Annotated in this window: 11 protein-coding genes; 10 read left to right on the top strand and 1 reads right to left on the bottom strand. The window is 41.6% G+C overall.

All coding sequences use genetic code 11. The annotated features are described in order from the left end of the window. Nucleotides 1–130: 130 nt before the first annotated feature. The 4 genes from ACY8D0_RS02425 (at nucleotide 131) to ACY8D0_RS02440 (ending at nucleotide 4172) form a co-directional block, all read left to right on the top strand. Nucleotides 131–478 carry a YlbF/YmcA family competence regulator gene (locus ACY8D0_RS02425; protein ID WP_462408895.1) on the top strand — a complete coding sequence of 116 codons (348 nt, stop codon included), beginning with the start codon at nucleotides 131–133 and terminating at the stop codon, nucleotides 476–478. A 207-nt stretch (nucleotides 479–685) separates the two neighbouring features. Next, the gene (locus ACY8D0_RS02430; protein ID WP_462408896.1) at nucleotides 686–1555 is read left to right on the top strand and encodes a Cof-type HAD-IIB family hydrolase; all 870 of its coding nucleotides are present in this window, start codon (nucleotides 686–688) and stop codon (nucleotides 1553–1555) included. A 130-nt stretch (nucleotides 1556–1685) separates the two neighbouring features. Beyond that, nucleotides 1686–3203 carry a coproporphyrinogen III oxidase gene (locus ACY8D0_RS02435; RefSeq protein ID WP_462408897.1) on the top strand — a complete coding sequence of 506 codons (1518 nt, stop codon included), beginning with the start codon at nucleotides 1686–1688 and terminating at the stop codon, nucleotides 3201–3203. 177 nt (nucleotides 3204–3380) lie between these two features. Continuing rightward, nucleotides 3381–4172, top strand: coding sequence for an enoyl-CoA hydratase (locus tag ACY8D0_RS02440; protein ID WP_462408898.1), 792 nt, complete (start codon nucleotides 3381–3383; stop codon nucleotides 4170–4172). Between the two features lie 58 nt (nucleotides 4173–4230). Here the strand turns inward: ACY8D0_RS02440 and ACY8D0_RS02445 are convergent, their stop codons facing one another. Further along, nucleotides 4231–4416, bottom strand: coding sequence for a YhzD family protein (locus ACY8D0_RS02445; RefSeq protein ID WP_462408899.1), 186 nt, complete (start codon nucleotides 4414–4416; stop codon nucleotides 4231–4233). A 122-nt stretch (nucleotides 4417–4538) separates the two neighbouring features. Between ACY8D0_RS02445 and ACY8D0_RS02450 the strand changes: the two genes are divergently transcribed. From ACY8D0_RS02450 to ACY8D0_RS02475, 6 genes are all read left to right on the top strand, one after another. Next, on the top strand, nucleotides 4539–5438 hold the full coding sequence (locus ACY8D0_RS02450; RefSeq protein WP_462408900.1) for an ABC transporter ATP-binding protein: 900 nt from the start codon (nucleotides 4539–4541) through the stop codon (nucleotides 5436–5438). Further along, nucleotides 5431–6684: an ABC transporter permease gene (locus ACY8D0_RS02455; RefSeq protein WP_462408901.1), complete on the top strand. Its 1254-nt coding sequence runs from the start codon at nucleotides 5431–5433 to the stop codon at nucleotides 6682–6684. Before ACY8D0_RS02450 ends, ACY8D0_RS02455 begins: the two co-directional genes overlap by 8 nt. A gap of 109 nt (nucleotides 6685–6793) precedes the next feature. Then, a complete protein-coding gene (locus tag ACY8D0_RS02460) occupies nucleotides 6794–8014 on the top strand; it encodes a metallophosphoesterase family protein (RefSeq protein ID WP_462408902.1) in 1221 nt (406 codons plus the stop codon). 15 nt (nucleotides 8015–8029) lie between these two features. Further along, complete coding sequence (locus ACY8D0_RS02465; RefSeq protein ID WP_462408903.1) at nucleotides 8030–11008, top strand: ATP-binding protein; 2979 nt, start codon at nucleotides 8030–8032, stop codon at nucleotides 11006–11008. 43 nt (nucleotides 11009–11051) lie between these two features. After that, a complete protein-coding gene (yhaM, locus tag ACY8D0_RS02470) occupies nucleotides 11052–11996 on the top strand; it encodes a 3'-5' exoribonuclease YhaM (RefSeq protein ID WP_462408904.1) in 945 nt (314 codons plus the stop codon). 115 nt (nucleotides 11997–12111) lie between these two features. After that, nucleotides 12112–12309, top strand: a complete 198-nt coding sequence (locus tag ACY8D0_RS02475) for a sporulation YhaL family protein (RefSeq protein ID WP_462408905.1) — start codon at nucleotides 12112–12114, stop codon at nucleotides 12307–12309. Nucleotides 12310–12341 lie beyond the last annotated feature (32 nt).

Here is a 12341-nt window from a genome sequence, read left to right on the forward strand (position 1 = left end):
TTGTTATTCAATATAGGCATTTGTAGTATGGTATGTGTTGTGTGGCCCAAAGGTGAGTTGAACCTTCTCGCATTTAACCGAATAGTTTGTTATAGTTTAGGAATATTGTTTATAAAAGGAGTGTGCCTAAATGGCTATCAATTTATATGATTCAGCCCAAAGCTTAGAAACTGCCATCCGCCAAAGCGAAGAGTTTAGAGGATTGCAACTGGTTTATAAAGAGGTAAATGATGACCCCGCAGCCAAACAAGTATTTGACCAATTCAGACAAATCCAAATGAGCCTCCATCAAAAGCAAATGGAGGGACAGAATATCACGGAGCAAGATGTACAAAGAGCCCAGTCCATTGAAATGCTTGTGCAGCAAAATGAAAAAATTTCTCGTCTGATGCAGGCGGAGCAACGAATGAATATGCTTATTGGAGAGCTAAATCAAATTATTATGAAACCATTGGCAGAGTTATACGGCCAGTTTTAACTTGTAAAGATGCTTCCGGTTCCCGTAAGGGCCGGGAGCATCTTTTTTATATAACTTTAGAAATATCCATAAACTGTAAAAGGCGATATGTCAACAATCCAGGAGTGTCAAATGAGCCATTTGCATCCTCTGTTTGTTCTATAAACGGGTGGAAAAACATAAATGTGGTAGTAGAGGAATTTTCACCAAGAACAAGGGGGCAACATTATGATTTATCGCTTGCTTGCGTTAAATATTGATGGTACCGTGCTTCAAACAAATGGCAAAATCCATAAGTCAACAAAAGATGCGATTGAGTATGTTCAGCAAAAAGGCATCTGTGTAACTCTCGTAACCTCCCGTGCCTTTCCCGCCGCCAAAAAGATAGCGAGAGCATTAAAAATAAGAACACCGCTTGTGACACACCAGGGTGCCTACATCGCAAGGGAAGAAAAGAAACCGATATATGTGAAGCGTATATCTGAAGATATAACTTACGATGTCATTCAATTTCTCGAGGCGCTTCCCTGTCAAATCCGCCTTGTGCATGAACAGTTTTCCTTGGCCAACAAATATAAGATCCATCATAACCTGTTGGCAAAAACGGTATTTACAACGGGCGATCCATTTGTTTATTCCCAGCAATTTGTACCTTCCTTAAGCGAGTATTTGCACGATCAACCTGTGACTCCACCTAAAATCGAGGTGTACTTTGAGGAAAAGCGTGATTTGGCTGATGCGAAACAGGCCTTGTTGTCTATGTTTACTGAAATTGAAACGGTCCAGCTTGATCCGTTGCGTCTGGACATAGTGCCTGCAGGGGTTTCAAAACTAACGGGAGTAGCCTATCTTGGAAGCCAGCTTGGGTTTGATTTAAAGGAAATGGTCTACATTGGCGACGGTTGGGATGACATTCCGCTAATCGAAGCTGCCGGACTCGGTGTTTCGATGTGGAATGCGGATTTCGAAGTGAAAAAGGCGTCAGATTGGATCACAAGGTCACATAATGAGCAAGGCGTTGCTTATATGGTAAAGGAACACTTTAGGAAGCAGCAGCCGATAGAATTTTTAAGAAAAATGAAAATCATAAAGAAATGAGCCCTTACGATATCATTGGCAGGAGGCCTTTGATATCGTTTTGTTTTTTGAGGGGAATCTTTTCCACTATATTGACCTTATTTTTGTGATTTTGTAAACTTAAGGGAGTTTAATTTGAAAGGTGATTTGTTTGCGAATATTAATAGCAGGACTAGAAGACGAAAGGTTTAATCGGCCGTTACAGCTGATTGCCAATTTATTTTTTGAAGAGACAGAGATTATTGCATCTGCTGATGAACAGCATGATTTGCAGATAAAATTCCAGTTGAATGTTGAAGAAAAAATTACTGTTGCGGCAGAACTAATGAGTGAGGACGGGAAGGTGTTCCGTTCAAATTACGAACAGGATATACTCCCGTCCGATACGGAAAAGGAGTATTTCAAGCAGTTGAAAAATGCTGTATCCCATGTATATTTGATAGTCCTTCAAGACTTTACTGGCATTAGGCAAAAATGGGGGATCCTGACTGGTGTCCGGCCGACAAAATTGCTTCATAAAAAAATGCAGGAAGGCATCCAAAGGGAGCAGGCACATCAACAGTTAAGGGAAGATTATCTGATTACGGATGAGAAAATACAGTTAATGCAGCAAATTGTGGACCGGCAGCTGGCCGTTGTTCCGGACTTATACTCGTTAAATGAAGAAGTCAGTATTTATATTGGCATCCCCTTCTGTCCGACAAAATGTGCCTATTGCACGTTCCCGGCCTATGCCATCAATGGCCGTCAAGGTTCAGTGGATTCGTTTTTAGGCGGACTTCATTATGAAATGAGAAAAATGGGCGAGTGGCTCCGAAAAGCTGGCATTCGCATTACAACCGTCTATTATGGAGGTGGAACACCGACTAGTATTACCGCCGAAGAAATGGACATGCTTTACGAAGAAATGTACAACTCATTTCCTGACGTGGAAAACATCCGTGAAATCACGGTCGAAGCGGGACGTCCTGATACGATTACTCCTGAAAAATTGGAAATTCTCAAGAAATGGAAAATTGACCGTATCAGCATTAATCCACAATCCTACACCCAGGAAACACTGAAGGCAATTGGGCGTCATCATACTGTGACTGAAACGGTAGATAAATTCCATCTGGCCCGTGAGCTGGGCATGAATAATATTAATATGGATTTGATTATCGGATTGCCAGGTGAGGGCATGAATGAATTCTCCCATTCATTGGCCGAAACAGAAAAATTAATGCCAGAATCATTGACGGTACACACATTGTCGTTTAAACGTGCATCTGAAATGACTAAAAATAAAGAAAAGTATAAGGTGGCCGACAGATACGAAGTGGAAAAAATGATGGAACTAGCACAAGACTGGACGGCAACTCATGGATATGTCCCATATTACTTATACAGGCAGAAAAACATTCTTGGTAATTTGGAAAATGTTGGATATTCACTTCCCGAACAAGAAAGCATCTACAATATCATGATTATGGAAGAACAACAGACAATTATTGGGCTTGGCTGCGGGGCATCCAGCAAATTTATCCATCCTGCAACAGGTAAAATCACCCATTTTGCCAATCCAAAGGATCCGAAATCCTACAATGATGGGTATGAAGCCTATACGGATCAAAAAATAAGAATTTTGGAAGAAATTTTTTCCACCGAACAGGCACAAAACAAGTCTTAATCGTGAAGTAGAAAACCAAGGCACAGGAATTTCATTCTTTTTGCGAAATTGTCTGTGCCTTTTATTTGCCAAAAATGGTCGAGGGAAAATTCGATATATTGAGAAATTTTATTTTTTATTCACTGATTTCCTTATATAATGGTATTGAAGGGAATAAGGAAGCGGGAGGGGTTACATGTGTCAACTCATTTTTTAACCGATAAGGTCAATCTGAAGGTGGAAGGCCGGGTGGCGACACTGGAAATGAACCGGCCTGAAAGCTTAAATGCCATGGATGTTGAAATGATAAAGGGTTTGGTTTGCAGACTGAAAGAAATAAGTGAATCGGATGATATTGATATTGTTGTGTTAACAGGACAGGGCCGTGCCTTCTCCTCCGGCGGCGATATTAAAACCATGCTTTCGAACATGGATGGAAGCGATTTCTTCCCGTTAATGGACAACATCAGCGAACTTGTTATCACGCTCTACAGTATGCCTAAATTAACAATAAGCGCGATATCCGGTGCTGCTGCGGGGTTAGGCTTTAGTTTAGCGCTAGCTACTGATTATATCATTGCGGACCAGACCAGTATGCTAGCCATGAATTTCATCGGGATCGGCTTAATTCCAGATGGCGGTGCTCATTTCTTTTTGGAAAAAAGAATTGGTGAATTAAAAGCAAAGCAGGTTATCTGGGATGGAAAGAAGATGGGGGCAGAGGAAGCATTCAAGCTGGGACTGATTCAAGAGGTTGCAGAAGGCAGCATTAAAGAGGCAGTACATAAAAGAACCACGGATTGGTTAAGCCGCCCGGTTCAAGCAATGATTAAGACAAAGAAAATACTTGCCGAGAAGAATCGTCCGCAATTGCTTAAAATATTGGAATTAGAAAAGTTCGGCCAGCAGAAAATGCGTGAAACAGAGGATCATAAGGAAGGCATTAGGGCATTTATTGAAAAAAGAAGACCTGTATTTAACGGTAAATAAAAAGTAAGGATGACTCTGGCATTATACAGTGGGTCATCCTTTTTTGATTGCCTCTTTGCTAAGAGTGAAATAGTAATAGTTTACCTGCCGGAGAGGTGCAGCGATGTGTTTTATCCAGCAGATTTTTCTCAGCCAACAATTCTTCCCCGAGTTTTTTGGCAGCTTCATCGTTTTCAGCTTGGAAGGTTTCGTCCAATATCTTTTCCCCGTTTGCTTCAAAAGCGGTTAATTTGTACATCTTCATCTTCCCCCTCAACTTAAATCGATTATCAACTACTATTTTTGCATAATTCCGTCAATTCTGCAAAGGAAAACCAACTAACCAAATTATGGTATAATTGTACTAGTCAGGAAGGGGTGTTAAAAATGGTCTTAAAGCTGGAAAATGTAACAAAAAGATTTGGACAATTCACGGCCGTAAACGATTTATCACTGGAGATTCCTGAAAGGGAAATGTTTGGCTTTCTAGGGGCAAATGGTGCGGGCAAGACGACTACCTTTCGAATGATTTTAGGATTGCTTGACGCAAGCGAAGGACAGATTACTTGGGATGGTCATCCATTGAATTACCGCACGAGCCATCTGATCGGTTATCTTCCTGAAGAAAGAGGACTATACCCAAAGCTAAAAGTGCGTGACCAACTAATTTACTTGGCAAGATTAAGAGGGATGCCTAAAAACGAGGCTGCTACAGAACTAAAATGGTGGCTGGAGCGCTTTAAAATACCAGAATACGAGAATAAAAAAGTAGAAGAACTATCAAAGGGGAACCAACAAAAAATCCAATTCATTGCAGCTGTTATCCATAAACCGAAATTAATTATTCTAGATGAGCCTTTTAGCGGTCTCGATCCGGTAAATGTAGAGTTATTAAAAGGAGCAGTGATGTCGTTAAAGGAACACGGGGCCACCATCGTTTTTTCCAGCCATCAAATGCATCATGTGGAAGAAATGTGTGAACACTTGTGTATTTTGCACAAAGGCAGACGCGTAGTTCACGGGGCATTAAAGGAAATAAAGCGGGCCTTTGGAAAGAAGAACCTGATTATTCATGCCGATTTTCCGTTAGAATTTTTAAAGGACCATCCTGGTGTTGTCAAAATCAGAATGACTATGGAGGGTGCAGAATTGCAGATTGAAGGGGAAGATATTGCGGAAAAGATTCTTCAGGATATTGTCGGCAAAGGATTCATTCGAAAATTTGCCCTCGAAGAGCCGTCATTAAATGATATCTTTATCGAGAAAGCAGGGAATTCCTATGAATAGTTTTTGGATTATTTTACTTCATACATACCTTACGAAATTAAAGACTAAATCGTTTATTGTCACGACACTTATGACTATGGTGATTGTTCTGGCTTTAACCAATCTTCAAAATATCATCGATTTTTTTGATAAAAATGGCAATACCGAGAAGGTGGCAGTCCTCGATGAGACAGGACAGCTATACGAACCGTTAAGGCAGCAAGTCACAACCATTAATAAAGATATTAAGCTATCTTTATATAAGGGCAGTGTTACACAAGCCGAACAAGCCGTAGAAAAAGGCGATTACCAGGCACTTATTCGACTGCGTCTAAATGATGAACAAATGCCGGAAGCCAGTTTTAAAGCTATGAGTATTGCAGACACCGCTTTGTTTACGGATCTCCAGACCAGCTTGCAACAAGTAAAGACCATGCTGGCCGCTTCAAAGATTAACTTAACTCCTGAGCAGTTACAGAAATTATATGAGCCTATTCATTTTGACAAAACGGCTCTTGAGAAAAATGCAAAAACTGAAGAGCAACTGAATCAGGCAAGAGGGCTTGTTTATGTCCTCTTATTTATCATTTATTTTGCTGTCATCATGTACGCTAATATGATTGCAATGGAAGTCGCAACGGAGAAGTCTTCAAGAGTCATGGAGATATTGATTTCGAGTGTCTCTCCAATCAAGCAAATGTTTGCCAAAATATTGGGGATTGGTTTGTTAAGTATAACCCAGCTAGCTGTTTTTCTAATTGTTGGTTATTTTTCTTTGAGGAGTAATCTGGACTCTATGAAAGACGGATTTTTCAGTGAATTTGGCTTTGGAAATATTCCTGCCGCTACCATTTTTTACGCAGTCATTTTCTTTGTCCTTGGTTACTTTCTGTATGCGACACTTGCAGCTTTCCTCGGGTCGCTTGTGAGCAGGATTGAGGATGTTCAACAAATGATTACACCGATGACCCTGCTTGTGGTCGCTGGATTTATGATTTCCATGTTTGGGCTGGGAAAGCCGGATGCACCTTTTATTACGGTAACATCCTATATTCCGTTTTTTACTCCAATGATTATGTTCCTGCGTGTGGGGATGCTGACGATTCCTGCATGGGAGGCCATATTGGGGATTGTAAATCTTACGGGGACCATCATTGTCTTAGCGGTATTCGGTGCTCGGGTTTACCGGGGCGGAGTGCTCATGTATGGACAGTCAAATTCCTTTAAGGATATTAAAAAAGCCCTGCAATTAACAAAAAATCAGTAAATACGTGAAGCTTTGCCTTTTTCAGGTAAAGCTTTTTTTGTGCAGAACGTGCATTCGTATTTTGGGGATGGTACAATATAGAAAAGCCGACACGGAAAGGAATTATTTTATGGGAAAGATATCGTTTATTCATGCAGCTGACTTACACTTGGACAGTCCGATGGTCGGGTTAAAATACCTTCCTGCCAATATTTTAGCTAGAGTAAAGGAAAGTACGTTCACGGCCTTTAAAAAAGTTACCGTTGCTGCGATTGAACGGAAAGTTGATTTTGTGATTATTGCTGGCGATCTGTTTGACGGAGAAGACCGCAGTCTCCGGGCCCAATCCCAGTTCCGTACGGAGATGCTGAAACTAAATGAAAAGGGTATTCCTGTTTTCGTTGTTCACGGCAACCACGATCACCTAAATGGTTCATGGATCCATCTGGAAATGCCTGAAAATGTGCATGTGTTTGATGGGCAGGTGGACAGTAAAGCTTTACAGACCAAAACAGGGGAAATCGTCCATATATATGGTTTCAGCTATGAAACAAGGCATGTCTTTGATCGGAAAATTGATGCGTATCAAAAGAAACCAGGTGCTGATTTTCATATCGGGATTCTACACGGCAATGAAACCACAAGAACTGATCATGAAAACTATGCCCCTTTTTCGGTTCGTGATTTGCAAGAAAAGGAATTTGATTACTGGGCATTGGGGCATATCCATAAACGGACCGTATTATTGCAAGAACCGCCTATTATTTATCCGGGCAACATTCAAGGAAGAAACAAAAAAGAAACCGGAAGAAAAGGTTGCTATCATGTTACCTTAACAGAACATGGCAGCGGATTGGATTTTATCGAAGCATCCGATATTGTTTGGGAAGAAACCGTTATTGATGCAAGCACGGCTGTTAGTTTCCATGAAATCTACCAACTATGCCTGCAAGGGATGGATCAATTTCGCAAGGACGGGACAGGAACGCTTATCAGTATAACTTTGGAAAATGTCCACTTGACGGATGAACACGAGATGAGAAGTTTAGACCGAGATCTGCTGGAGCTGTTATTGGAAGATGAGAAGGGTGAACAGTCGTTTGTCTGGATTGTGGATCTGAACGTGGTGGCTGGGGGCCAGGTGGACCGGGACCAATTAAAACTCGAAGCTAATTTTTATGCTGAACTATTTGAGACTATTGATCTTTATCAAAAGCATGACCATGCATTGGCTCCATTATATGACCATTCTTTAGGCCGTAAATATATATCCAGCCTGACGGAGCGGGAGAAACAGGAACTCATGGCCCGTGCCGAGAAACTGCTGATTCAAATGCTATATCAACAATAGATGAGGAGGGGTGTCATGAAAATTATTTCGGCCAACATTTATGGCTTCGGCCAATTGGAAAACGTTAAAATTGACCATTTTGGCGATTTTCAAGTTTTCTTTGGTGAGAATGAGGCGGGAAAATCTACCTTGTCGGCATTTATTACCAGTATTTTATTTGGCTTTCCCACTAGGCAGCAGTCAGAACTCCGGTATGAACCAAAACATAGTACCAAATATGGCGGAAATCTAAAAGTCTACCATGAAAAGTACGGCATATGCGTGATTGAACGGGTGAAAGGGAAAGCTGCTGGTGATGTCACCGTCGTGACGGATGATGGAACGACTGGTGGGGAGGAACTTTTGGGCAAGTTACTGGATCACTTTGATAAAAGTATATTCCAGGCTATTTTCTCCTTTAATTTGCATGGATTGCAAAATATTCATCAGATGAAAGGAGAAGAGTTGGGGAAATTCTTATTTTCTGCCGGCATGTTGGGGACTGAGCGTCTCTCGAAAACGGAAGCGGAGCTCCAAAAAGAGCTTGAGTCGCGTTTTAAGCCAAGTGGAAAAAAACCGCTCCTCAATGAGAAACTACAAGAACTTCATGGAATCAGTCGGGAATTAAAAAAGGCTGCCGCCAAAAACGGAGAATATGAAACTCTCCTTGCAACAAAACATTCGTTGCAGGTGCAATTATCCGAAGTTAAAAACCGGCTAACCGGGCTCCAGGATAGGCTTGATAAGTTGAAAGAATGGAAAAAGATCGAACCGCTGGTAAAAGAGGAAATGTGGACGCGACAAGAACTGAAAGAACTAGGCGCTTTGAACTTTCCCGTTCGTGGAATTGAAATCCTGGAAAATTTAAAGCAGCTGATTCTTCCGTTAAATGCGGAAATAGCTAGCATTAGTGAGCGGATTGAAAACGCCAAAAAGGATTTGGATGCTTATCAGCCGGATGACGCTTTTTTGGATGAGGAAGCATCCATTTTATCGGTTATTGACCAAAGCTCCATTTATGAGCAATTAAAAATGGAAGCACAGCAGTGCCGTTTAAAACTAGACAGCCTTGATGAGGAGCTTTCCATTATCAAAGAGAAACTGCATTTGCCATTAGAAGAAGCTGAAGTCTTGTCCGTTAATACCAATCTGTTCATGAAGAATCAAGTAGAATCACTGACAAGAGCCAGTAGAAAATTAGAAGAAACAAAGCAGGATTTGGAAAAACAATATCAAGAAGAAAAGGTTCAACTCGAGGCGATTGAAAAAGAAGTAGGATTAGCCGAAAGTCTGTGCTTAACACTACACGAGCGCGCAAAGCTTGAAGATTATATGCGTGGCAATGATCAAAAGAGTTTAGAGGAACAATTAAACCGGATAAAAGATAAAATCACCTTTTATCAGGAATCCCTTACACAGAACCGGATTTCTGATAACCGGCTAAAGCTTCAGCTGATCATATTTGCTTTTGTCCTAGCCGGCTTGGCTCTTTATGGGGGGCTAACTGAACAATGGGTATTGCTTGCTATAGGGATGACAGGCGGTTTGCTGCTTGCGGTATATTTCGTTATCCATTTAAGAAATCAAAAGGATAACCAGCACACAAGGGCACTTGAGCAGCTCAGGGACGAAGAAAAGCAGCTCAGCGAAAAATTAAATTCGGCGGAATATCAGGAATATGACAAATTGGTTACCCGATTAAAACAAGATGACCAGCACAAGGAGCAGCTGCGCTTAGTAACCTTGAAGCTGAATCAGCAACAATCCCAATTTGACCGGGTTATTACGAAGTTTGAGGAATGGGAAGCAGAGCTGGCTGAAAACAATGCCAGGCTTATTTCCCTTAGCAGGGAGTTAAGGATTCCGGATTACCTGGCCACCTCCTATTTACTTGATGCCTTTCAATTAATGGAGCAATTCAAGACGATATGCAGGGAAAAACAAAAATGCTCCACGAAGCTAAGTCAAATAAACAGCCAACAGACAAAGCTGGACGGGCAGTTTAACTTTTATGAACATCGTTATTTAACAGAACAGAGCGGGGATATCGGCAGAATCGCCTATTTATTACGAAAAAGGTTGAAGGAAGAGCACGAAAAAAGGATCACCCTTCGCGAGAGACAAACCAAACTGACAGACCTGAAGACGGAATTAGCACAAAAAAGCGTGGAGAGAGACCACCTCCAAGAAGAATATAAAAGGTGGATAAAGGATGCAGGTGCGGAAACGGAACCGCAATTCTATGAACTTGGAAAAAAAGCTGCCAAAATAACCGAACTGAATGAGAGGCTTGTCACAATCCAAGGACAACTTCACTTTTCCATTCTCTCTCCCCAGGAAAGAGAAAATTATTTGCAAGTCCATCAGGTGGAGGATGCCATCGCCGTAACGGCCCATGAGATCGAGCGCCTAAAAGAAGTGCTAAACACCCACCAAGAAAGCCAGGCTTCAGTGAACTACGAAATTCAAATTCTTGAAGAAGGCGGCGTATACTCTGATATTCTCCATCGCTTTAAGCAAAAGAAATTCGAGCTTGAACAGGCTGCAAAAGAATGGGCAGTGTATTCCCTTGCTCAAGACCTTCTTTATCGCACTGTTGATAAATATCAAAATGAACACTTACCAAGGATGCTTTCGAAAGCGGAGGAACTTTTCGTATTCCTCACGAATGGATCTTACCATAGAATCTTTTTACATCCGGCAGGTACGGGGTATCAAGTGGAGCGGCACGACCATGCAATATTTGAGGCAAATGAATTAAGCCAGGCAACGACAGAACAGCTTTATGTGTCCATCAGACTGGCTCTGGCATTAACGATTTATGAAAAATACCAGTTTCCAATTATTATTGATGACAGCTTTGTTAATTTTGATTCTAATAGAACGGAAAAAGTGATACATTTATTGCAGCAGCTAGGTCAAAATCAAATTTTGTTTTTCACATGCCATAAACATCTGCTGCCTTATTTTCCAAAGGAACACGTTATTAGATTAGACGCCGTGAAAGTATCATAGAGAAACAGGACAGCACGTTTATATTAAGCAGGGAGTGAGTCGGTTGGGAAAAGGGATCGCGCATTATGAAGTCGGGGAACAGGTAGAATTGTTTCTGCTGATAAAAAGTTCGACAAAAGGGATTGCGAGTAATGGTAAGCCCTTTTTGACGCTGATTCTTCAGGATAAAAGCGGAGAAATCGAGGCTAAGCTATGGGACGTCAATGAAGAGGATGAAAAAACGTATGCGGCGCAAAACGTGGTCAAAGTCTCGGGAGACCTGCAAAATTACAGGGGAAAGAACCAGCTGAGAATTCGGCAAATCCGCAAATCGGGCCTGGCAGATGGGAGGAATCTGGAGGATTTCCTGGAGACGGCTCCTTTGAACCAAGACCAGATGGCCAGTAAATTAACCCAGTATATCTTTGAGATGAAAAACCCCAATATCCAGAGGATTACCCGCCACTTGATTAAAAAGCATCAGAAGGCATTTTTGGAATACCCAGCTGCCACAAGGAATCATCATGAATTTGTCTCAGGCCTTGCCTTCCACGTAGTTAGCATGCTCGATCTGGCTAAGTCCATTGCATCCCTGTATCCAAGCCTGGATACCGACTTGCTGTATGCAGGAGTCATATTGCATGATATGGGAAAGGTAATGGAATTATCGGGACCAATCTCTACTGTATATACGCTTGAAGGCAATCTGCTGGGTCATATTACGATTATGATTAATGAAATCGGGAAAGCGGCCGAAGAGCTAGGGATTTCCGGTGAAGAGGTGCTGATTTTGCAACATTTGGTCCTAAGCCATCATGGAAAAGCAGAGTGGGGCAGCCCGAAGCCTCCTCTTGTGAAAGAAGCCGAGATCCTGCATTATATTGATAATCTTGATGCAAAAATGAACATGATGGACAGGGCATTAGAGAAAGTGAAACCAGGTGAATTTACCGAGCGTATTTTTGCTTTGGATAATCGCTCCTTTTATAAACCCGTATTCCACAAATAAATCATTAAACAAAAAATAACCCATGCTTTGGGTTATTTTTTTGCTCTTAGCGGGCATAATTCATGTTCGACCGAAATATCATGTAATAAAAAGTGGACAACCATATGAAGGGAGTATGGGACAGTTGACAATACCTATTTGGATTTATGCCGTCGTGGCTGGCATTATCATAAGCGCGCTCATGGCCATAAAAACGGGGAGAGAAGAGCGGCAGCTTGAAATGGAAGACATCGAACGCGAGGGTGAAGCCTATATGAAACGGCTTGAACAAGAAAAGGAAACCAGAAAAGGATTAAAAGCAACCAATGAATAAGGAAAGCGGAAGTGCCCTGGGGCACCTCCGCT

It is taken from the genome of Neobacillus camarae (genome assembly GCF_054950115.1).

What these genes read in the sequence shown, in the direction of transcription:
- ACY8D0_RS02465 (WP_462408903.1), top strand. Translation starts at nt 8,030, where the DNA reads ATGAAAATTATTTCGGCCAACATTTATGGCTTCGGCCAATTGGAAAAC.
- ACY8D0_RS02450 (WP_462408900.1), top strand. Translation starts at nt 4,539, where the DNA reads ATGGTCTTAAAGCTGGAAAATGTAACAAAAAGATTTGGACAATTCACG.
- ACY8D0_RS02430 (WP_462408896.1), top strand. Translation starts at nt 686, where the DNA reads ATGATTTATCGCTTGCTTGCGTTAAATATTGATGGTACCGTGCTTCAA.
- ACY8D0_RS02455 (WP_462408901.1), top strand. Translation starts at nt 5,431, where the DNA reads ATGAATAGTTTTTGGATTATTTTACTTCATACATACCTTACGAAATTA.
- ACY8D0_RS02460 (WP_462408902.1), top strand. Translation starts at nt 6,794, where the DNA reads ATGGGAAAGATATCGTTTATTCATGCAGCTGACTTACACTTGGACAGT.
- ACY8D0_RS02445 (WP_462408899.1), bottom strand. Translation starts at nt 4,416, where the DNA reads ATGAAGATGTACAAATTAACCGCTTTTGAAGCAAACGGGGAAAAGATA.
- ACY8D0_RS02425 (WP_462408895.1), top strand. Translation starts at nt 131, where the DNA reads ATGGCTATCAATTTATATGATTCAGCCCAAAGCTTAGAAACTGCCATC.
- ACY8D0_RS02475 (WP_462408905.1), top strand. Translation starts at nt 12,112, where the DNA reads ATGGGACAGTTGACAATACCTATTTGGATTTATGCCGTCGTGGCTGGC.